Below are 20,333 nucleotides of genomic sequence, written 5' to 3'. Positions count from 1 at the left end.
CCCGATGCCCGCTTTCCGTGATCTTGAACGTGGTGAAGGCCACCCCCCGGCGCGTCCCCTACGCTCCCAGAACCCTCCGCAAGTAGTCGTTCTGGAACCGCCGATCAGGATCGAGCCGGTCCCGCAGCGCCGCGAACTCTGCGAAGCGCGGATACACCCGGGAGAAGTACTCGGCGTCCCTGGTGTGCACCTTGCCCCAGTGCGGACGCCCTTCATGGGCGGTGAAGATCCGCTCCGCCGCGGTGAAGTACCGCTGATAGGGCGTGCCCTGGAACATGTGGACGGCGATGTAGGCGGTGTCCCGGCCCGAGGCGGTGGACAGGGCGATGTCGTCCGCCGGGGCGGTGCGCACCTCCACGGGGAAGCTGACCTTCAGGCCGGAGCGGTCGACCATCGTCTTCAGCTCGCGCAGCGTCTCGACGACGGCCGCGCGTGGAACGGCGTACTCCATCTCCACGAAGCGCACTCGGCGCGGAGACGTGAAGACCTTGTAAGGGATGTCGGTGTAAGTCCGCGCGGACAGGGCCTTGCTGGAGATCTGGGCGATCGCGGGGATCGTGGCGGGCACCGCGCGGCCGACCCAGTTGGCCACCTGGAAGACCCCGTTGGAGAGGAACTCGTCCTCGAACCAGCTCTGGAGCTGCGGCACCGGCTTCTCAGGACCCGCGCTGCGGTTGTTGCGCTTGGTGTTGGTGTTCCCGGTGTGCGGGAACCAGTAGAACTCGAAGTGCTCGTTCTCCGCCCAGAGTTCCTCGAAGTCGGCGAGGACCCGGTCGAACGGCATCGGTTCCTCGCGGGCCGTGAGCAGGAAGACCGGCTCCACGGCGAAGGTGATCGCGGTGACGATGCCCAGGGCGCCGAGGCCGATGCGTGCGGCCGCGAAGACCTCCGGGTTCTCCTTCTCGGAGCAGGTGAGGACCGAGCCGTCGGCGGTGACCAGTTCCAGGCCCTTGATCTGGGCGGCGATCGAGCCGGAGTCGCGGCCCGTGCCGTGCGTGCCGGTACTGGTGGCCCCGGAGACCGTCTGCTCCATGATGTCGCCCATGTTCGTCAGCGACAGACCCTCGCGCGCCAGAGCCACGTTGAGCCTCTTGAGCGGGGTGCCGGACTCCACCGTGACGGTCATGGCCTCGCGATCGATGTCGCGTATGCCGGTCAACAGTTGAGGGCGGATCAACACACCGTCCGTCGCGGCTATGGACGTGAAGGAATGCCCGCTGCCGACGGCCTTCACCTTCAGACCGTCCTCGGCGGCTCGCCGCACGGCGGCGGCCAGCTCGTCGACGGAGGCCGGGGTGACCTCCCGCGCGGGCCGCGCGGAGACGTTGCCGCCCCAGTTACGCCACGTGCCGTTCTTTCCGTTCGCCGTGCTGCTCAACGGAGCCTCCCCGACCCGTAGCCGGCCGCTTGAGCCGACGGAATCCGAGGAAACCCACCGCGACCGCGACGGCCCCGGCCACCGCCGGAACCCCGTACCCGGCACGTGCTCCGGCCGCGTCGATCACCCAGCCGGCCGCGGAGGAGCCGAGTGCGACCCCCACCGCGAGCCCGGTGCTCACCCAGGTCATGCCCTCGGTGAGCTGCGCACGTGGTACGTGCTCTTCGATGAGGGACATCGTCGTGATCATCGTCGGAGCGATGGACAGTCCCGCAACGAACAGCGCCACGGCCAGAAACGGCAAGTTTCCGACCAGTAGGAGGGGGATCATACTCACGGCCATGGCACACACGCCCAGCAACCACCGGCGTTCCGGCGCCCCGGCGAAGTGCAGCAGTCCGAAGACCATGCCCGCCACACAGGAACCAGCCGCGTACAGCGCGAGGACGATGCTCGCGGCGGCCTTGTTCCCCTCCTCGTCGGCGAAGGCCACGGTGACCACGTCGACCGCTCCGAAGATCGCCCCCGTCGCCGCGAAGGTGGCCACCAGGACCTGAAGGCCCCGCGAGCGCATGGCCGTGCCCGAACCGCGCTGCTCGCGCGGATGCGGCTCCGGCTCCGTGGCGCGCTGCGCGGTCAGCCAGAAGACGCCCACGGCCAGGAAACAGGCGGCGAGCAGCGGACCGGCCTCCGGGAACCAGGCCGTGGACAGGCCGATGGAGATGATCGGCCCGAAGATGAAGCACACCTCGTCCACCACGGACTCGAAGGAGTACGCGGTGTGCAGCTGCGGCGTGCCCCGGTACAGCGCCGCCCAGCGGGCCCGGATCATCGCGCCGACGCTCGGCACGCAGCCGACGCCGGCGCACGCCACGAACAGCACCCAGTCCGGCCATCCGTAGTGCGCCGCGAACAGCAGGAGGGCCGCCGCGGTCAGCGAGATCAGCGTCGCCGGCCGCAGCACCCGGCGCTGTCCGTACTGGTCCACCAGCCGTGAGACCTGCGGTCCGGCCACCGCCGCCGCCAGCGCGACGGTGGCCGACAGGGCACCGGCCAGGCCGTACCGCCCGGTGAGCTGGGAGACCATCGTGACGACGCCGATGCCCATCATCGAGACCGGAATACGGCCGAGGAATCCCGCGGCGGAGAAGCTCTTGCTGCCGGGAGCGGCGAACAGGGCGCGGTAGGGGCTGGGCAAGGGGTCTCCGGAAGGCTCAGTAAGCTGCGAAGGCAGTCGACACAGATTACGCCTCGGCGTGCGCCCGACGCACCCGCCAAGGCTCACTTTCGGTCCGGCCGCCGCGCAGGCGTCACCCCGCCGTTTCCCGGCTGTCAGTGCAGGGTGGCAGGATCGACTCATGCCAGACGCGCGCGATGTCAGCCCCTACGACGCCCTGCTCCTGCTCTCCTTCGGCGGCCCGGAAGGCCCGGACGACGTGGTCCCGTTCCTGGAGAACGTGACGCGGGGGCGCGGCATCCCCAAGGAACGCCTCAAGGAAGTCGGGCAGCACTACTTCCTCTTCGGCGGGGTCAGCCCCATCAACGACCAGAACCGGGCCCTTCTGGACGCCCTGCGCAAGGACTTCGCCGACCACGGCCTGGACCTGCCGGTCTACTGGGGCAACCGCAACTGGGCGCCGTATCTGACGGACACGCTGCGCGAGATGGTCCGCGACGGCCGCCGCCGCATCCTGGTCCTCGCCACCAGCGCCTACGCCTCGTACTCGGGCTGCCGCCAGTACCGCGAGAACCTCGCCGACGCGCTCGCGGCCGTGCAGGCCGAGGGGCTGGAGCTGCCGAAGGTCGACAAGCTGCGGCACTACTTCAACCACCCCGGCTTCCTCGAGCCCATGATCGACGGGGTGATCCGCTCCCTCGCCGAGCTGCCCGAGGACGTCCGGGACGGGGCGCACATCGCCTTCTCGACGCACTCGATCCCGACGGCCTCCGCCGACACCTCCGGGCCCGTCGAGGACCACGGAGACGGTGGCGCGTACGTCAGGCAGCACCTGGACGTGGCGCAGCTGATCGCGGACGCCGTCCGCGAGCGCACCGGCGTCGACCACCCCTGGCAGCTCGTCTACCAGTCCCGCTCCGGCGCCCCGCACATCCCCTGGCTGGAGCCCGACATCTGCGACCACCTCGAGGAGCGGCACGCGGCCGGTGTCCCGGCCATGGTGATCGCCCCCATCGGCTTCGTCTCCGACCACATGGAGGTCCTCTACGACCTCGACACGGAGGCCAGGGCCAAGGCGGAGGAGCTGGGGCTGCCGATGCGCCGCTCGGCCACCGTCGGCGCCGACCCGAGGTTCGCCGCCGCGGTCCGCGAACTCGTCGTGGAGCGCGCCGCCGTCGAGCGCGGGCAGGAGGTCACGCCCTGCGCGCTGGGCTCCCTCGGGGCGAGCCACCACCTCTGCCCGGTCGGCTGCTGCCCGGCCCGCGCCCCCCGCCCCGCCGCCGCGGGCGCCGACAGCACCTACGCGTGAGGAGCCCCGTGACCGACCCCCTGCACAAGGACCTGCTCGCTCTCGCCCAGGAGGCCGCCCGGCGCGCGGGCGCGCTGCTGCGGGACGGACGCCCGGCCGACCTCGCGGTGGCCGCGACCAAGTCCAGCCCCATCGACGTCGTCACGGAGATGGACATCGCGGCCGAGAAGCTCATCACCGGCCTGATCGCCGAGCGCCGCCCGGACGACGGCATCCTCGGCGAGGAGGGCGCCGCCACGGAGGGCACGAGCGGCGTCCGCTGGGTCATCGACCCGCTCGACGGCACGGTCAACTACCTGTACGGGCTGCCCACCTGGTCCGTCTCCATCGCCGCCGAGCAGGACGGCGAGACCGTCGTCGGAGTCGTCGCGGCCCCGATGCGCGGCGAGACCTTCCACGCGGTGCTCGGCGGCGGAGCCTGGGCCACCGGCGCCTGGGACGGAGAGCGCAGGCTGGCCTGCCGCCCCGCGCCGCCCCTGGACCAGGCCCTGGTCTCGACGGGCTTCAACTACGTGGCCGGGGTCCGCGCCCACCAGGCCGAGGTCGCCCGGCGGCTGATCCCGCTGCTGCGCGACATCCGGCGCGGCGGTTCGGCCGCGGTGGACCTGTGCGACCTGGCCGCCGGACGTCTCGACGGCTACTACGAGCGCGGCCTGCACGCCTGGGACCTCGCGGCGGGCGACCTGATCGCCCGGGAGGCGGGCGCGCTGACCGGTGGACGCCCCGGAGAGCGCCCGTCAGGGGATCTGACAGTCGCGGCTACCCCGGGCGTCTTCGAGCCCCTCCAGCGCCTCCTGGAGGACTTCGGCGCCTGGCACGACTGACCCCCGGAACGACGAAGACGGGCCCCGGCGCTGGATTCGCCGGGGCCCGCTCCGTACGGCCTGATCAGACGCTCGTCGCGCCGACCTCCACACCGTGCTCGGCCGCGAGGCGGCGCAGGTCGTCGAGCTCGCCCTGCTCCACCTCGACGAGGAAGTCGTCGCCCTCGTCGCGAGCCCGGGACAGATCGGACTCGGTCGCCCTTATGCGCTGCAGAAGTCCTGCGGTGAATGCGTCCATGCTGCGCCCCCTCGTCCTGGGTCGTGGGTCGTTGGCACGGGGGTGTGCCGTTCGGAAGGGACGATCACGTCTCCGGTGGATGCCCAGCGCCGCTCAGCTGGGCGGCGACGGTGCCGGACACCCACGCCCGCCCTGCGGAAGCGGGTTGAGGCGCACCGCACGGTGGTGCGGTGCCAGCAGAGCGTGATCGTGGGATGTAAAGCCGTCCTCCCCAAGCTCCCTTCCGTGGAAACCTAACCGCGGGAGAAAATCTCGTATTCCGCATCGGGCCCCGCACCCTCACCCGCCTTACCTCCGACTTATGGCCGAAAAGGGCAGGATGGAGGGCAACACCAACAGACCGTCGAAGACACCCCTGCCCGGCTGCGCCTGTGCGGCGCTACGCGGGTGGACATCAGGAAGGACCAGGGACGTGCGCGTACTCGTCGTCGAGGACGAGCAACTGCTCGCCGATGCGGTGGCCACCGGGCTGCGCCGGGAGGCCATGGCCGTCGACGTCGTGTACGACGGCGCGGCCGCCCTCGAGCGCATCGGCGTCAACGACTACGACGTGGTCGTCCTCGACCGTGACCTCCCGCTCGTGCACGGCGATGACGTCTGCCGCAAGATCGTCGAGCTCGGCATGCCCACGCGCGTGCTGATGCTCACGGCCTCCGGTGACGTCAGCGACCGGGTGGAGGGCCTGGAGATCGGCGCCGACGACTATCTGCCCAAGCCGTTCGCGTTCAGTGAGCTCATCGCGCGCGTGCGGGCCCTCGGCCGGCGCACCAGCGTGCCCCTGCCGCCGGTCCTGGAGCGCTCCGGCATCAAGCTCGACCCCAACCGCCGCGAGGTCTTCCGCGACGGCAAGGAGGTCCAGCTCGCGCCCAAGGAGTTCGCCGTCCTGGAGGTGCTGATGCGCAGCGAGGGCGCCGTCGTCTCGGCGGAGCAACTGCTGGAGAAGGCCTGGGACGAGAACACCGACCCGTTCACGAACGTCGTCCGCGTGACGGTCATGACCCTGCGCCGCAAGCTCGGCGAGCCGCCCGTCATCGTCACCGTCCCCGGCTCCGGCTACCGGATCTGATACGCCGTGGCAGCGACTCCCGCGCCTCCCCAGGCGCCCCCGAAGCCGACCTGGGACCCCCGGCGGCCCGCTCCGCCGCTCCCCTGGCTGCGTCCGACCATCCGCATAAGGCTCACGCTGCTCTACGGCGGCATGTTCCTGATCGCCGGCATCCTGCTGCTGTCGATCATCTATCTGCTGGCCGCGCAGGCGCTGAACGTGGGCAGCGAGCTGCCGTTCAAGATCGTCGAGGGCAAGGTCACCAGCGACATCTGCAACCTGCCCGACCAGGCCTCGCCCAGCGAGTTCAACCACGCCATGAACCAGTGCGTGAACGACCAGCGTCAGGCCGCCCTGGACAACCTGCTCAGTCGCTCGCTCCTGGCCCTGCTGGGCCTGGCGGTCATCGCCTTCGCCTTCGGCTACGCGATGGCCGGCCGGGTCCTGTCGCCGCTGGGCCGGATCACCCGCACCGCGCGCGCGGTGGCGGGCTCCGACCTGTCCCGCCGGATCGAGCTGGACGGCCCGGACGACGAGCTGAAGGAGCTGGCGGACACCTTCGACGACATGCTGGAGCGGCTGCAGCGCGCCTTCACCGCCCAGCAGCGCTTCGTGGGCAACGCCTCGCACGAGCTGAGAACACCGCTGGCGATCAACCGGACGCTCCTGGAGGTCCACCTGTCCGACCCGGGCGCGCCGGTGGAACTCCAGCAACTCGGCAAGACGCTGCTGGCCACCAACGAGCGCAGCGAGCAACTCGTCGAGGGCCTGCTGCTGCTCGCCCGCAGCGACAACCAGATCGTCGAGCGGGGCCCGGTGGACCTCGCCGAGGTCGCCGAGCAGGCCATCGACCAGGTGCACGGCGAGGCCGAGGCCAAGGGCGTGCGCATCCGGGGCGAGCAGAAGCCCGCCGTCGTCCAGGGCAACGGCGTGCTGCTGGAGCGGATCGCCCTCAACCTGGTGCAGAACGCCGTGCGGTACAACGTGGCCGAGGACGGCTGGGTCGAGGTCACCACGGACGTCCAGCACGGCCAGGCCGTCCTGGTCGTCTCCAATACGGGCCCGGTCGTACCGGCGTACGAGATCGACAATCTCTTCGAGCCGTTCCGGCGGCTGCGCACCGAGCGCACGGGCAGCGACAAGGGCGTAGGACTCGGTCTGTCGATCGTCCGGTCGGTGGCCCGGGCGCACGGCGGGCACATCTACGCACAGCCGCGCGAAGGGGGTGGGCTCGTGATGCGAGTCACGCTGCCCGTCTGAGATCATGTCGCCGATCAACTCGGCGACACACGGGGATGTTCGCTTTGCGCTGAATTTTCGAGATCGCACCGCGAGTGCCCTGTGTGTGATCGATCACAGAGGCGCTTTTCCGGCCATCTACTCTCCGTCTACTCTCCGTGATCATGCACCCTGTCGGAAAGCCGGGAAAATCCCGGTTTTCGGGGGTCTTGATCACGGGAAGTACACGGTGAGACGCCTTTGTAGTGCGGCATTCGGACCGTGTACGGTCCCCATCGCCATCCAAGCCGATCACTCATGAGGAGTCCGGTTGGGTGTCGATTGAGTAACAGACCTTGATGTGAGGCAAAATCTCCGCCTCAGGTCGGGCACAAGTCCGGCCTCTCACGCGTTACGTGCGCTGGAGACACCGCAGACACCCAGAGGGGGAGAGCGACATGGCAACCGATTACGACACTCCACGCAAGACCGATGACGACGTTGACTCGGACAGCCTCGAAGAGCTGAAGGCTCGGAGGAACGACAAGTCGGCCTCCGCAGTGGACGTCGACGAGTTCGAGGCCGCGGAAGGCCTCGAGCTGCCCGGCGCCGATCTCTCGAACGAGGAGCTGGCAGTCCGAGTGCTCCCGAAGCAGCAGGACGAGTTCACCTGCATGAGCTGCTTCCTGGTGCACCACCGCAGCCAGCTGGCCCGGGAGAAGAACGGTCAGCCGATCTGCCGCGACTGCGACTGAGGACGGGTCGGCCGTGACTGGCTCGACCCCTCCCTGGAAGCGCCGCTTCTCCAAGCGGAAAGCGGACGAAGGGCCGATCGACGGCCCGCACGGCGCACGTGACGACGAGCGAGGCTCAACCGGTACGGGGGCGGCCTCGCTCGAACCGGCAGCGGACCGGGGTGACCTCCCGGCGTCCGTCGACGTCCCCGCACCCGTCGCCCGACGACGGGCGGGGGCGATCCGGGAGAGGGCCTGGGAAGGCGCTCGCAAGGGCGGCGAACGGGCCCGTGCGGGGCTCGCGCACCTCGCCGACCGGATCATCGAACTGGCCCCGCGCGTCCCCGTACGGGACCTGGCGACCCTGCGCCGGCAGTTCCCGGGCCTCGGGCCGGAGGAGCTCGCGGACAAACTCGTCGCGGGCGCGGCGAAGGCGACGGCCACGGTCGGAGCCGGCATCGGCGCCGCGGCGATGCTTCCCGTGCCGCCCGCGATGCCGACAGAACTGGCCGCCGAGATCACCGGCGTCGCGGCGATCGAGCTGAAGCTGATCGCCGAACTCCACGAGGTCTACGGCGTACGGCCCGCCGGCAGCCTCAAGCAGCGCAGCACGGCGTACCTCGACGCCTGGTCGGGGGAGCGCGGGATCGACGCGACCAAGCCGTCGACGCTGAGCACGGCGCTGAACAGCCGCATGAAGCGCGAGCTGCGGCAGCGGATCATGAAGCGGATGGTCCGCAGCATGCCGAACCTGGTGCCGTTCCTCATCGGCGCCGCCGTCGGGGCCGCCATGAACCGCAGCGAGACGAGAAAGCTCGCAGCCCGGATCCGTGAGGACCTGCGCAAGATCCAGGTGCCCTGGGAGGACGTGGAGGCGCTCCCCGCCCTGGAGCGTCCGGCGGACGCCCTCGAGATGGGCGAGATCACCGAAGACCCCTTGGGCCGCCTCGACGAGAGAGACGACAAGCGCGACGACGGACGCTGAGGCGACGCCGAGGCGGGACTCGCGGGCCGTCCGTCATCAGCCTCCGGATGACGGCCCGCGCAAGTGTGCTACGCCGACTTCGCCGCCCTCAGCGCCTCCGCCAGGCGCTCCGGCTCGCGCGTGGACAGGTACAGATACGGAGTCGGGTCCTCCGGGTCCGTGACCTCCACGCGCAGGGCCCTGGGGATGTAGGCGCGCAGCAGCATGAAGGCGCGCGGGTCGGCCTTGTGGGTGCGCCAGGCGCGGGTCTCCTCCGCGTCCAGGACCTCCGCCTCGCCCAGCGCCGCCACCGGGATCTTCGCCTCGCCCGCGATCAGGGAATCGCCCACCACACGGATGCGGACCGAGCCGTACGAACTCGCGGCGACGGCCGCCACCGCCGTGCCGCCGGCCAGGCCGCCGAGCATCGGCAGCGTGCCGAACGGGAACAGGACCAGGGCCATGGAGACCCCGACCAGGAACGAGATCAGCCACCAGGACCGGGGAGCGGTCAGGCGTTCTTCGTACGGGGCGGCGGAGAGCTGCATGGAGCCAAGCTTGACACGGTGTCGGGAAGGGGCCGACGCGCGGGTAAGGTCTCCGGCTGTGAGTCGTACTTCCAGTGCTCTTCAGCCTCCGGCCGACGCCGTACGACCGGTGCGGCATCCGGATGCCCCGGCGCCCGGTGAGTCCCTCGGCGCGCACTACGGCCAGTGTTTCGGCTGTGGCGGCGAGCAGCCGCACGGGCTGCACCTGGAGGCCCGGGCCGGCGAGGGTGTGTCGATCACGGCCGAGTTCACCGTGCAGCCCGCCCATCAGGGCGCCCCGGGCCTCGCTCACGGCGGTGTGCTCACCTCCGCCCTGGACGAGGCACTCGGCTCGCTGAACTGGCTGTTGCGCACCATCGCCGTGACCGGACGGCTGGAGACCGACTTCGTGATGCCCGTGCCCGTCGGCACCACGCTGTACCTGGAGGCGGAGGTGACGGCGGTGGCCGGGCGGAAGATCTACTCGACCGCCACCGGACGCGTCGGCGGCCCCGACGGGCCCGTCGCCGTGCGTGCCGACGCGCTCTTCATCGAGGTCAAGGTCGACCACTTCGTCGACCACGGCCGCCAGGAGGAGATCCAGGCGGCCATGAACGACCCGGACCAGATCCGGCGCGCCCGCGCCTTCGAGGTGAACCCGTGAGCCCGGAAAGCCCCCTCGTTCCCGTGAACCCCACGAGCTCCGTGAGTCGTGCGCCCGTGGACGTGCTGATCCGGCGCGTCGATCCGGACGTACCGCTTCCGTCGTATGCGCACCCCGGGGACGCGGGAGCCGATCTGCGTACCACCGAGGCGTGCCGGCTGGCGCCGGGCGAGCGGGCCGTGCTGCCCACGGGAGTGTCTGTGGCGCTGCCGGAGGGGTACGCGGCCTTCGTGCACCCCCGGTCCGGCCTGGCCGCCCGCTGCGGCATCGCCCTGGTGAATGCCCCGGGGACGGTTGATGCCGGGTACCGTGGGGAGATCAAGGTGATCGTGGTGAATCTCGACCCGCGCGAGGACGTGCGGTTCGAGCGCTTCGACCGGATTGCCCAACTGGTCGTCCAGCAGGTCGAGAGGGTCCGCTTCCAGGAGGTGGCGGAGCTTCCCGGCTCCGCGCGGGCCGAGGGGGGCTTCGGGTCCACCGGAGGACACGCCGCGGTGGACGGGACGAGCGGCACAAGCGGTCAGGCCGCCCTGGGCGGTCGGGCGGGTGGGAATCGATACGCTTCGGTCGTATCCGACCGGGAAGGACAGTGACGTGTTCGGACGTCGCAAGAAGAGGGATGCCGCCGAGGACGCGGCCGGCGAGGCCGAGCAGGTCGTCGACGGTGTCGACAGTGAGGCGGGCGGCGAGGACGAGCGCCTGAGGCTCGAGCCGGCGCCGCGGCCCGACGGGCCCTGGGACAGCTCCGAGGTGCGCGACCCGGGCGAGGGCCGGGTCGACCTGGGCGGTCTGTTCGTGCCGGGCGTCGACGGCATGGAGCTGCGGGTCGAGGTCGCGGGTGACGCGATCGTGGCGGCGACGGTCGTGCTGCGGGACAGCGCCATCCAGTTGCAGGCCTTCGCCGCGCCCAAGCGCGAGGGCATCTGGGGCGAGGTGCGCGAGGAGATCGGCTCGGGCATCACCCAGCAGGGCGGCATCGTCGACGAGGTCGAGGGTCCGCTGGGCTGGGAGCTGCGGGCCCAGGTGCCGGTGCAGCTGCCGGACGGCACCGGCGGCTTCCAGGTCGTGCGGTTCGTCGGTGTGGACGGCCCCCGCTGGTTCCTGCGCGGGGTCATCTCGGGTCAGGGCGCGGTGCAGCCGCAGGCCGCCGGGCTGCTGGAGCAGATCTTCCGGGACACCGTCGTGGTCCGTGGCGAGGGCCCGATGGCGCCCCGCGACCCGATCGTCCTGAAGCTGCCCAACGACGCCCAGATGGTCCCCGAGGGCATCCAGCAGGAGGAGGAGGGCTCCCGTTTCGCCGGCGGAATGGGCCAGCTCCAGCGCGGACCGGAGATCACCGAGGTCCGCTGAGCACCACAGAGTCAACAGGGCCGCGCCCCCCGGGGGGTGCGGCCCTTTCTCGTGCTTCGTGCGGGGAGCCTTGACGGGGCATTGGTCCGTACCTACCGTCTCCGTCCAACGCGTCTGTTCATAAAGGCGCTTTACGTTCACATACGAGAACGGAAGGCCCCCCACGTTATGCGCAGAACCGCACTCCTGGCGGCCGCGGCCGCCCTCGTCGCCGGTGCCCTCGTCCGGCCCGCCGACGCCGCTCCCAGCGCCCCCGCCACCTTCGTCCACCCCGGAGTCACCGTCTCCAAGGGCCAGTTGGACTTCACCCGCTCCAAGGTCAACGCGGGCGCCCAGCCCTGGAAGGGCGCCTTCGACCGGATGATGGCGAGCAAGTACGCCGACCTGAACCGCACGCCCAAGCCCCGGGCGGTCGTCGAGTGCGGTTCGTACTCCAACCCCAACAACGGCTGCACCGACGAACGCGAGGACGCGATCGCCGCCTACACCCAGGCCCTGGCCTGGTACGTCACCCGCGACGAACGGCACGCGCGCAAGGCCATCGAGCTGATGGACGCCTGGTCCGCCGTGATCCGGGACCACACCAACAGCAACGCGCCCCTCCAGACGGGCTGGGCCGGCTCCTCCTGGCCCAAGGCCGCCGAGATCATCAAGTACACGTACACCGGCACCTGGGCCAACTCCGGCCGCTTCGCCACCATGCTCCGGAACGTCTACCTGCCCGAGGTGATCAACGGCTCGAACTCCAACGGCAACTGGGAGCTGTCGATGATGGAGGCCGCCGTCGGCATCTCCGTCTTCCTGGAGGACAAGGCGTCGTATGACAAGGCCATGGCCAAGTTCCGTACGCGCACGGCCGCCTACGTCTACCTGGCCTCCGACGGCGACCTGCCGAAGACCGTGCCGAGCCAGAACCTGAACACCCGGGAGAAGATCGTCAAGTACTGGCAGGGCCAGTCGACCTTCGTGGACGGCCTCAGCCAGGAGACCTGCCGGGACTTCACGCACACCGGATACGGCCTCTCGGCCGTCTCGCACGTCGCCGAGACCAGCCGGATCCAGGGGCAGGACCTCTACGGCACCGACGTCGGCGAGCGACTGCGGCACGGGCTGGGCTTCCACGCCAAGTACCAGCTCGGCGCCGCCGCCCCGGGCTGGCTGTGCGGCGGCTCCCTGAAGCTCGGGCTCGGGCCGGTCCCCGAGGTGGGCCACAACGCCCTGGCCAACCGTCTCGGACACGCCATGACCAACACCGAGACGCTGACCCTGCGCGGCCGCCCCGCCGGCAGCAACAACCTCTTCGTCGCCTGGGAGACCCTCACCCACGGCGACAACCCCGCGTGACCCGCTGAACGGCCGGGCGCGTCAGGGTTTCGTCAAAGACGGCCCCGCCGACGCGCCCGGCACCGATGTGCCGCTCTTCCCGGCCGTAAGGTCGAGGCCGCGCAGGCAGCGGACCGGAAGACAATGGGGCCATGGCACGGGGCAAGCTTCGGATCCACCTCGGTGCGGCACCGGGCGTCGGCAAGACGTACGCGATGCTCTCCGAGGCGCACCGCCGTATCGAGCGGGGCACCGACTGCGTGGCCGCCTTCGTCGAGCACCACGACAGGCCGCGCACCGAGGCGCTGCTGCACGGCCTGGAGCAGGTGCCGCGCCGGCGGCCGGAGTACCGCGGCGGCGTCCTCCCCGAGATGGACCTCGACGCCGTCCTCGCCCGCCGCCCGCAGGTCGCCCTGGTGGACGAACTGGCCCACGCCAACGCCCCCGGCTCCCGCAACGCCAAGCGCTGGCAGGACGTGGAGGAACTGCTCGCGGCCGGGATCGACGTCGTCTCGACCGTCGGCATCCAGCACCTGGAATCCCTCGGTGACGTCGTCGAGTCGATCACCGGTGTGCGGCAGCGGGAGACCGTGCCGGACGAGGTCGTACGGCGGGCCGACGAGGTCGAGCTGGTCGACGTGTCGCCCGAGGCGCTGCGGCGGCGGCTGGCGCACGGCAACATTTACACCCCTGACAAGGTCGACGCGGCCCTGTCGAACTCCTTCCGCCCGGGCAACCTGGCCGCCCTGCGCGAGCTGGCGCTGCTGTGGATGGCCGACCGGGTCGACGCCCACCTCACCCAGTACCGCGGTGAGCACCAGGGGGCGAGGATCCGGGCTTCGCGCGAGCGGATCGTGGTCGGCCTGACCGGCGGCCCCGAGGGCCGGACGCTCATCCGCCGGGCCGCACGGCTGGCCGACAGGGGGGCCGGCGGCGAGGTGCTGGCCGTCTACATAGCCCGCAGCGACGCGCTGACCTCGGCCTCGCCCGAGGAACTGGTGACGCAGCGGGCCCTCGTCGAGGACCTCGGCGGAACGTTCCACCACGTGGTCGGCGACGACATACCCGACGCGCTGCTCGCCTTCGCCCGCGGGGTGGACGCCACCCAGCTCGTGCTGGGCTCCTCGCGCCGCAAGACCTGGCAGTACGTCTTCGGGCCCGGCGTGGGCGCGACGGTCGCCCGCCGGTCCGGCTCCGGCCTCGACGTGCACATCGTCACCCACGAGGAAGTCGCCAAGGGCCGCGGACTGCCGGTGTCCCGGGGCGCGCGTCTCGGGCGCTCACGCCGGGTGTGGGGCTGGGTGACCGGTGTCGCCGGCCCGCCGGCCCTGGCGGCGCTGCTCCACGCCGTCGACCTGGGCCTCGCCAACGACATGCTGCTGTTCCTGGCGCTGACCGTGGCCGCGGCCCTGCTGGGCGGGCTGTTCCCGGCGCTGGCCTCGGCGGCGGTCGGCTCCCTGCTGCTGAACTACTTCTACTCGCCGCCCCTGCACCGGTGGACCATCGCCGACCCGAAGAACATCGTCGCCATCGCGATCTTCGTGGCCGTCGGGGTCGCGGTGGCCTCCGTGGTCGACCTCGCCGCCCGCCGCACCCACCAGGCGGCCCGGCTGCGGGCCGAGTCCGAGATCCTGTCCTTCCTCGCGGGCAACGTGCTGCGCGGCGAGACCGGCCTGGAGGACCTGCTGGAACGGGTCCGGGAGACCTTCGGCATGGAGTCGGCGGCCCTGCTGGAGAGGGCGGGCGACGTCGAGCCGTGGACCTGCGCCGGCCGCGTCGGGCGGGGACGTCCCGTCGAGCGGCCCGACCAGGCGGATGTGGACATGCCGGTCGGGGACCACATGGCGCTCGCGCTGACCGGCCGCGTCCTGCCCGCCGAGGACCGCCGCGTGCTGGCCGCCTTCGCCGCCCAGGCCGCCGTCGTCCTGGACCGCCGACGGCTCCGGGAGGAGGCCGACCGGGCCCGCGCGCTCGCCGAGGGCAACCGCATCCGTACGGCGCTGCTCGCCGCCGTCAGCCACGACCTGCGCACCCCGCTCGCCGGGATCAAGGCGGCGGTGACCTCCCTGCGCTCGGCGGACGTCGAGTGGTCCGAGGAGGACCGGGCCGAGCTGCTGGCGGGCATCGAGGAGGGCGCCGACCGCCTCGACCACCTCGTCGGCAACCTGCTCGACATGTCCCGGCTCCGGACCGGCACGGTCACCCCGCTGATCCGCGGGATCGACCTCGACGAGGTGGTGCCGATGGCGCTCGGCGGCGTACCCGAGGGCAGCGTCGGCCTGGACGTCCCGGAGACCCTGCCCATGGTCGGCGTGGATCCAGGGCTGCTGGAGCGGGCCATGGCCAACCTCGTCGAGAACGCCGTCAAGTACAGTCCGTCCGGCACGCCCGTGCTGGTCGCCGCCAGTGCGCTCGCCGACCGGGTGGAGGTGCGGGTGGTCGACCGGGGGCCGGGCGTCCCCGACGAGGCCAAGGAGCGCATCTTCGAGCCTTTCCAGCGCTACGGCGACGCCCCGCGCGGCGCCGGCGTGGGACTGGGGCTCGCGGTGGCGCGCGGCTTCGCCGAGGCCATGGGCGGCACGCTCGCCGCCGAGGACACCCCCGGCGGCGGGCTCACCATGGTCCTCACCCTCCGCTCGGCGGGGCCTCGCCCGGAAGGTGACAACGTGGCGGAACACCCGGCAGAACCGGAAAGGCAGGCCTCCTCATGACCCGTGTGCTGGTGGTCGACGACGAGCCGCAGATGGTGCGCGCCCTCGTGATCAACCTCAGGGCACGCGCGTACGAGGTCGACGCCGCCCACGACGGCGCCACCGCCCTCCGGCTCGCCGCCGCCCGCCACCCCGACGTGGTCGTCCTCGACCTCGGCCTGCCCGACATGGACGGCGTCGAGGTGATCAGGGGCCTGCGCGGCTGGACCCGCGTGCCGATCCTGGTGCTGTCCGCCCGGCACTCCTCCGACGAGAAGGTCCAGGCGCTGGACGCGGGCGCCGACGACTACGTCACCAAGCCCTTCGGCATGGACGAACTGCTGGCCCGGCTGCGGGCCGCCGTGCGCCGGGCCGAACCGGCCGGGGACGGTGCCGACGACGTGATCGTGGAGACCGGCGAGTTCACCGTCGACCTGGCCGCGAAGAAGGTCGGCCGCGCCGGGAAGGACGTACGGCTGACCCCCACGGAGTGGCACCTGCTGGAGGTCCTCGTCCGCAACAGGGGCCGCCTGGTCGGGCAGAAGCGGCTGCTCCAGGAGGTGTGGGGGCCGTCGTACGGGACGGAGACCAACTATCTGCGCGTGTACATGGCGCAGCTGCGGCGGAAGCTGGAGGCGGACCCCTCCCGCCCGAAGCACTTCATCACGGAGCCCGGGATGGGGTACCGGTTCGAGAAGTGAGGTCCAGCGAGGTCCTCGGGGTCCGCGGAGCCCCGGGACTACATGGCTGTCAGCCGCCCCCGGTACCCTCTAGACATGAGTGCTGTTCCTCGTTCGCAGAAGCCTGCGGGCCGGTTCCGGCGCATGCTCGACCGGCTCTCCTCGTCACAGGAGGACCTGGAGTCCGAGGAGCTGCGCGAGGACACCGAGACCACGGGCTGTATCAGGATCGGAGACTGCCAGGACCGGCAGATAGTGACGGTTACTGGTACCTTGCGCACGGTCACCCTGCGGCCGCGCGCCGGCGTCCCGGCCCTGGAGGCCGAGCTGTTCGACGGCTCCGCCGCGCTGGACGTGGTGTGGCTCGGCAGGCGCTCCATCGTGGGCATAGAACCGGGGCGCAAGCTGATCGCATCGGGCCGGATCTCGATGAGCCGGGGCCGCCGGGTGCTGTTCAATCCCAAGTACGAACTGAGACCCCTCGGACGGGAGTAGCCGGTGACGTCGCTCGACAAGCCGACCGAAGAGACATCTGCGGACGACGCCCGGGCGGTGACCGAGGCCGCCCTGTTCGAAGCGTTCGGCGGCGTGCGGGGCATGGTCGAGACGGTGGTGCCCGGCCTGCTCTTCGTCACCATCTACACGATCAACAAGGATCTGCACCTGTCGGCGATCGCGGCGCTGGCCGTGTCGCTGGTGCTGGTCGTGGTCCGGCTGGTGATGAAGGACACCGTCAAGCACGCCTTCAGCGGAGTCTTCGGCGTGGCCTTCGGTGTCGTCTTCGCGATGATGACCGGCAACGCCAAGGACTTCTACCTGCCCGGCATGCTCTACACGCTGGGCCTGGGACTCGCCTACATCATCACCACCCTGTGCGGTGTCCCGCTGATCGGGCTGATCCTCGGGCCGGTCTTCAAGGAGAACCTCTCCTGGCGCACGCGGAACCCCGGTCGCAAGAAGGCGTACGCGAAGGCCAGTTACGCGTGGGGCGCGATCCTGCTCGCCAAGTGCGCGATCCTCTTCCCGCTGTACTGGTGGGCCGACACGACACAGCTGGGCTGGGTCCTGGTCGCCCTGAAGATCCCGCCGTTCCTGCTCGCCGTGTGGCTGACCTGGGTCTTCCTGGCGAAGGCGCCCGCGCCGATCGACGTGTTCGCGGAGATGGAGGCGGAGGAGAAGGCCGCGGAGGAGAGGGAACGGGGAGCTGCTGCTCGGTCCGCCGAGTAGTGACCGGCGTTTGTGCCGGACTTCCTGGGGGCTCCGCCCTCAGACCCCCAGGGCCTATGCCCATCCGCCGCCCGACGCGGTCGGCCGAGAGGTGAAGCAAGCGGAAGGGGCGTCCCGGAGATCCGGGACGCCCCTTCCTGCTTGTTCCCCGCGGGGACCCGCTCAGCTCGCCGCGCTGTCCCGGCGTACCGACAGCAGGTCCTCCAGCTGCTCCTCACGGGCCTGCGCGGCCACGAAGAGGAGTTCGTCGCCCGCCTCCAGGGAGTCCTCCCGGGAGGGCGTCAGGACGCGCGTGCCGCGGATGATCGTGACCAGGGACGTGTCCTCGGGCCACTCGACGTCCCCGACCTGCGTGCCGGCCAGGGCCGACTCCTCCGGCAGGGTCAGCTCGACCAGGTTGGCGTCGCCGTGGCTGAAGCGGAGCAGGCGGACCAGGTCGCCCACGCTCACCGCCTCCTCGACCAGGGCCGACATCAGACGCGGTGTGGAGACGGCGACGTCCACGCCCCAGGACTCGTTGAACAGCCACTCGTTCTTCGGGTTGTTCACCCGGGCGACCACCCGCGGAACGCCGTACTCCGTCTTGGCGAGGAGCGAGACGACCAGGTTCACCTTGTCGTCGCCGGTCGCGGCGATGACGACGTTGCAGCGCTGGAGCGCCGCCTCGTCCAGGGACGTGATCTCGCAGGCGTCGGCCAGCAGCCACTCGGCCTGCGGGACCCGTTCGACCGAGATGGCGGTCGGTGCCTTGTCGATCAGCAGGACCTCGTGGCCGTTCTCCAGCAGCTCGCCCGCGATCGAGCGGCCGACCGCGCCGGCACCGGCAATGGCGACCCTCATCAGTGACCGCCCTCCTCTTCGGGACCCTTGGCGAACACAGCCTCGACCTTGTCGACCTCGTCGGTGCGCATCATCACGTGCACCAGATCACCCTCCTGCAACACCGTCTGTGAGGTGGGCAGGACCGCCTCGCCGAGCCGGGTCAGGAACGCCACGCGCACGCCGGTCTCCTCCTGGATCCGGCTGATCTTGTGACCGACCCAGGCGGGGGAGGTGTGCACCTCGGCGAGCTGGACGCCCCCGGTGGGGTCGCGCCACAGCGGCTCGGCGCCCGAGGGGAGCAGGCGGCGCAGCATCTGGTCGGCCGTCCAGCGGACGGTCGCGACGGTGGGGATCCCCAGGCGCTGGTAGACCTCGGCGCGGCGGGGGTCGTAGATGCGGGCGGCGACGTTCTCGATGCCGAACATCTCGCGGGCCACGCGCGCGGCGATGATGTTGGAGTTGTCGCCGCTGGAGACGGCGGCGAAGGCACCGGCCTCCTCGATGCCCGCCTCGCGCAGGGTGTCCTGGTCGAAGCCGACCCCGGTGACCCGGCGGCCGCCGAAGGAGGACCCCAGGCGGCGGAAGGCGGTGGGGTCCTGGTCGACCACGGCGACCGTGTGGCCCTGTTGCTCCAGGTTCTGGGCCAAGGCGGAGCCCACCCTTCCGCAACCCATGATCACAATATGCATCGCGTCACACCGTGCTTCCTACGGGCCCTCTGACCGTCAACAATGTCCTGCTCATGTCTCTCTTTCGGCTCGCCAGGCACCAGTCGCGGCCTGAGTGCGGGCCGCCAGGCAACATCATGCCGGGGGAATCACGCCATGATGCCTTCCGGGGGCGGTGCCGCGTTCGACTGCCCGAGTCCAACGTATCGGCAAAGTCGAGGGGGTTGCCGAGGGCCCTGCCGGGCCCCGGCGGGGAGGGAACCGACATGAGTACCGAGATCGACGTCCTCGTCCTGGGCGGCGCGGGCGTGGACACGATCGTGCACGTGCCCGAGCTGCCCGTGCCGTTCGCAGACAGCCACATGATCCGGCCCGGGATCGTGACGCGCGCGGGCCAGAGCGGGGACTTCGTCGCGCTGGCCGCGAGCGCGCTGGGGCTGCGCACGCACCACGTCGACATGCTGGGCGACGACCCCGAGGGCGACCTGGTCCGGGCCCTGCACCGGGACCGCGGCATCGCGCTGACCGCCGTCCCCCAGCCGCTCGGCACCAAGCGCGCCGTCAACCTCGTCGGCCCCGACGGCAGACGGCTGTCGCTGTACGACGCCACGCGCTCGGCGGAGACGGACCGGCTGCCCGAGGCCGTGCTGCGGGAACTGGCCGCGGTCAGCCGGCACGCCCATGTCGTCATCACCCAGCCGTGCGCCCACGCGCTGCCGGTCCTGCGCGAGGCGGGCATCACGATCTCGACCGACCTGCACGACTGGGACGGCTCCGACCTCTACCACGAGACCTTCGCCCACCAGGCCGACCTGGTCTTCCTCTCCTGCACGGCACTGGCCGACCCGGAGCGGACCATGCGGCGGATCACCGAGCGGGGCCGGGCCCGGACCGTCGTCGCCACCGCCGGCGCGGAGGGCGCGTACCTGCTGGCCGACGGCGAGCTGACCCACGTACCCGCCGCCCCGCCCCCGGCACCGGTCGTCGACTCCAACGGCGCGGGCGACGCCTTCGCCGCCGCGTTCCTCCACGCCTGGCTGCAGGGCGCCCCGCCCCACCACTGCGCCCTGCACGGCACGGTGGCCGGGGCATACGCCTGCACGGTCCCGTCGACCCGGACGGACAGCATCGGGCGGGAGGAACTGCTGGCCGGGGTGGCGGAACTGGAGCGGGCGCCAGGCTCGTATCTCCAGGGAGTGTCCGGCTCTCTAGGGAGTGTCCGGCGAGACGTTCTTGCGGCGGCTGATGCTCCGCACGCTCGCCGCGGTGAGGATTCCGAGGACGAAGAGTGTGGCCGCGGCGCCGATCAGTTCTGCGGTGGGGTGCATGGGACCTCCAGAGGCGGCGACGGCCGGGAGACGGGCGGGGCTTAGTCATATAGGCATGGGATCCGGGTGACCTGCCGAATCCGCAGCCGCAGCAGCCTCTGAATTCACTCGGAGAGCAGACGGAACGCCGATGAGGGGTGGCGGGTGGGCGAGCCCGCAATCGAACG

The 20,333-nt window shown here is 71.1% G+C and carries 20 protein-coding genes and 1 pseudogene; 15 read left to right on the top strand and 6 right to left on the bottom strand.

The features are described 5' to 3' along the window. Positions 1 to 58 precede the first annotated feature (58 nt). On the bottom strand, positions 59 to 1,378 hold the full coding sequence (locus tag ACZ3I3_RS14030) for a D-arabinono-1,4-lactone oxidase (RefSeq protein ID WP_467364818.1): 1,320 nt from the start codon (positions 1,376 to 1,378) through the stop codon (positions 59 to 61). Continuing rightward, positions 1,338 to 2,576 (bottom strand): MFS transporter, encoded by a 1,239-nt coding sequence (locus tag ACZ3I3_RS14025; protein WP_467364817.1) that lies wholly within the window; start codon positions 2,574 to 2,576, stop codon positions 1,338 to 1,340. The genes ACZ3I3_RS14030 and ACZ3I3_RS14025 overlap by 41 nt, the downstream gene beginning before the upstream one ends. A 160-nt stretch (positions 2,577 to 2,736) precedes the next feature. Here ACZ3I3_RS14025 and ACZ3I3_RS14020 point away from each other — a divergent pair, with 160 nt between their 5' ends. After that, positions 2,737 to 3,864: a ferrochelatase gene (locus ACZ3I3_RS14020; RefSeq protein ID WP_467364815.1), complete on the top strand. Its 1,128-nt coding sequence runs from the start codon at positions 2,737 to 2,739 to the stop codon at positions 3,862 to 3,864. A gap of 8 nt (positions 3,865 to 3,872) precedes the next feature. Next, complete coding sequence (locus ACZ3I3_RS14015) at positions 3,873 to 4,688, top strand: inositol monophosphatase family protein (RefSeq protein ID WP_467364813.1); 816 nt, start codon at positions 3,873 to 3,875, stop codon at positions 4,686 to 4,688. A gap of 64 nt (positions 4,689 to 4,752) precedes the next feature. On the opposite strand, the gene ACZ3I3_RS14010 is transcribed toward ACZ3I3_RS14015, so the two are convergent. Continuing rightward, entirely contained in the window at positions 4,753 to 4,926 is a 174-nt protein-coding gene (locus tag ACZ3I3_RS14010) for a hypothetical protein (protein WP_010035018.1), read from the bottom strand. Positions 4,927 to 5,338: 412 nt separating this feature from the next. Here ACZ3I3_RS14010 and ACZ3I3_RS14005 point away from each other — a divergent pair, with 412 nt between their 5' ends. The 4 genes from ACZ3I3_RS14005 to ACZ3I3_RS13990 all read left to right on the top strand — a co-directional run bounded on the left by ACZ3I3_RS14005 (position 5,339) and on the right by ACZ3I3_RS13990 (position 8,908). After that, a complete protein-coding gene (locus ACZ3I3_RS14005) occupies positions 5,339 to 5,992 on the top strand; it encodes a response regulator transcription factor (protein ID WP_016432179.1) in 654 nt (217 codons plus the stop codon). Positions 5,993 to 5,998: 6 nt separating this feature from the next. After that, positions 5,999 to 7,231, top strand: coding sequence for a sensor histidine kinase (locus ACZ3I3_RS14000; RefSeq protein ID WP_467364810.1), 1,233 nt, complete (start codon positions 5,999 to 6,001; stop codon positions 7,229 to 7,231). A gap of 416 nt (positions 7,232 to 7,647) precedes the next feature. Then, entirely contained in the window at positions 7,648 to 7,944 is a 297-nt protein-coding gene (locus ACZ3I3_RS13995) for a DUF4193 domain-containing protein (RefSeq protein WP_003993510.1), read from the top strand. A 13-nt stretch (positions 7,945 to 7,957) separates the two neighbouring features. Continuing rightward, entirely contained in the window at positions 7,958 to 8,908 is a 951-nt protein-coding gene (locus ACZ3I3_RS13990) for a hypothetical protein (protein WP_467364808.1), read from the top strand. A gap of 68 nt (positions 8,909 to 8,976) precedes the next feature. On the opposite strand, the gene ACZ3I3_RS13985 is transcribed toward ACZ3I3_RS13990, so the two are convergent. After that, positions 8,977 to 9,435, bottom strand: coding sequence for a DUF3093 domain-containing protein (locus ACZ3I3_RS13985; protein ID WP_467364806.1), 459 nt, complete (start codon positions 9,433 to 9,435; stop codon positions 8,977 to 8,979). Positions 9,436 to 9,493: 58 nt separating this feature from the next. On the opposite strand from ACZ3I3_RS13985, the gene ACZ3I3_RS13980 reads away from it, so the two are divergent. The 8 genes from ACZ3I3_RS13980 (at position 9,494) to ACZ3I3_RS13945 (ending at position 17,348) form a co-directional block, all read left to right on the top strand. After that, complete coding sequence (locus ACZ3I3_RS13980; protein ID WP_467364804.1) at positions 9,494 to 10,078, top strand: PaaI family thioesterase; 585 nt, start codon at positions 9,494 to 9,496, stop codon at positions 10,076 to 10,078. 56 nt (positions 10,079 to 10,134) lie between these two features. Further along, positions 10,135 to 10,671, top strand: a complete 537-nt coding sequence (gene dut / locus ACZ3I3_RS13975; RefSeq protein WP_467364803.1) for a dUTP diphosphatase — start codon at positions 10,135 to 10,137, stop codon at positions 10,669 to 10,671. Between the two features lies 1 nt (position 10,672). Beyond that, positions 10,673 to 11,428, top strand: coding sequence for a DUF3710 domain-containing protein (locus tag ACZ3I3_RS13970; protein ID WP_356923493.1), 756 nt, complete (start codon positions 10,673 to 10,675; stop codon positions 11,426 to 11,428). Between the two features lie 168 nt (positions 11,429 to 11,596). Beyond that, positions 11,597 to 12,772 carry an alginate lyase family protein gene (locus tag ACZ3I3_RS13965; RefSeq protein WP_467364801.1) on the top strand — a complete coding sequence of 392 codons (1,176 nt, stop codon included), beginning with the start codon at positions 11,597 to 11,599 and terminating at the stop codon, positions 12,770 to 12,772. Between the two features lie 131 nt (positions 12,773 to 12,903). Then, positions 12,904 to 15,462, top strand: coding sequence for an ATP-binding protein (locus ACZ3I3_RS13960; protein WP_467364799.1), 2,559 nt, complete (start codon positions 12,904 to 12,906; stop codon positions 15,460 to 15,462). After that, a complete protein-coding gene (locus ACZ3I3_RS13955; protein ID WP_467364797.1) occupies positions 15,459 to 16,142 on the top strand; it encodes a response regulator in 684 nt (227 codons plus the stop codon). Before ACZ3I3_RS13960 ends, ACZ3I3_RS13955 begins: the two co-directional genes overlap by 4 nt. A 75-nt stretch (positions 16,143 to 16,217) precedes the next feature. Then, positions 16,218 to 16,616 carry an OB-fold nucleic acid binding domain-containing protein gene (locus ACZ3I3_RS13950; RefSeq protein WP_078602751.1) on the top strand — a complete coding sequence of 133 codons (399 nt, stop codon included), beginning with the start codon at positions 16,218 to 16,220 and terminating at the stop codon, positions 16,614 to 16,616. 3 nt (positions 16,617 to 16,619) lie between these two features. After that, complete coding sequence (locus ACZ3I3_RS13945) at positions 16,620 to 17,348, top strand: DUF3159 domain-containing protein (RefSeq protein ID WP_399416022.1); 729 nt, start codon at positions 16,620 to 16,622, stop codon at positions 17,346 to 17,348. A gap of 162 nt (positions 17,349 to 17,510) precedes the next feature. Here the strand turns inward: ACZ3I3_RS13945 and ACZ3I3_RS13940 are convergent, their stop codons facing one another. Both ACZ3I3_RS13940 and ACZ3I3_RS13935 read right to left on the bottom strand, forming a co-directional pair. After that, on the bottom strand, positions 17,511 to 18,188 hold the full coding sequence (locus ACZ3I3_RS13940; RefSeq protein WP_010035052.1) for a potassium channel family protein: 678 nt from the start codon (positions 18,186 to 18,188) through the stop codon (positions 17,511 to 17,513). Further along, positions 18,188 to 18,859 (bottom strand): potassium channel family protein, encoded by a 672-nt coding sequence (locus ACZ3I3_RS13935; RefSeq protein ID WP_399416023.1) that lies wholly within the window; start codon positions 18,857 to 18,859, stop codon positions 18,188 to 18,190. Before ACZ3I3_RS13935 ends, ACZ3I3_RS13940 begins: the two co-directional genes overlap by 1 nt. A gap of 245 nt (positions 18,860 to 19,104) precedes the next feature. Between ACZ3I3_RS13935 and ACZ3I3_RS13930 the strand changes: the two are divergent. Beyond that, positions 19,105 to 20,007, top strand: a pseudogene (locus ACZ3I3_RS13930) (PfkB family carbohydrate kinase); the annotation flags it as partial. Between the last annotated feature and the right edge of the window lie 326 nt (positions 20,008 to 20,333).

The organism is Streptomyces sp. NPDC016851, assembly GCF_055562795.1.
The sequence above is the reverse complement of the archived record's forward strand: the minus strand, read 5'-3'. Positions and strand labels throughout refer to the sequence as shown.

What these genes read in the sequence shown, in the direction of transcription:
- ACZ3I3_RS14020 (WP_467364815.1), top strand. Translation starts at nt 2,737, where the DNA reads ATGCCAGACGCGCGCGATGTCAGCCCCTACGACGCCCTGCTCCTGCTC.
- ACZ3I3_RS14010 (WP_010035018.1), bottom strand. Translation starts at nt 4,926, where the DNA reads ATGGACGCATTCACCGCAGGACTTCTGCAGCGCATAAGGGCGACCGAG.
- ACZ3I3_RS13995 (WP_003993510.1), top strand. Translation starts at nt 7,648, where the DNA reads ATGGCAACCGATTACGACACTCCACGCAAGACCGATGACGACGTTGAC.
- ACZ3I3_RS13985 (WP_467364806.1), bottom strand. Translation starts at nt 9,435, where the DNA reads ATGCAGCTCTCCGCCGCCCCGTACGAAGAACGCCTGACCGCTCCCCGG.
- ACZ3I3_RS13965 (WP_467364801.1), top strand. Translation starts at nt 11,597, where the DNA reads ATGCGCAGAACCGCACTCCTGGCGGCCGCGGCCGCCCTCGTCGCCGGT.
- ACZ3I3_RS13960 (WP_467364799.1), top strand. Translation starts at nt 12,904, where the DNA reads ATGGCACGGGGCAAGCTTCGGATCCACCTCGGTGCGGCACCGGGCGTC.
- ACZ3I3_RS13955 (WP_467364797.1), top strand. Translation starts at nt 15,459, where the DNA reads ATGACCCGTGTGCTGGTGGTCGACGACGAGCCGCAGATGGTGCGCGCC.
- ACZ3I3_RS13950 (WP_078602751.1), top strand. Translation starts at nt 16,218, where the DNA reads ATGAGTGCTGTTCCTCGTTCGCAGAAGCCTGCGGGCCGGTTCCGGCGC.
- ACZ3I3_RS13940 (WP_010035052.1), bottom strand. Translation starts at nt 18,188, where the DNA reads ATGAGGGTCGCCATTGCCGGTGCCGGCGCGGTCGGCCGCTCGATCGCG.
- ACZ3I3_RS13935 (WP_399416023.1), bottom strand. Translation starts at nt 18,859, where the DNA reads ATGCATATTGTGATCATGGGTTGCGGAAGGGTGGGCTCCGCCTTGGCC.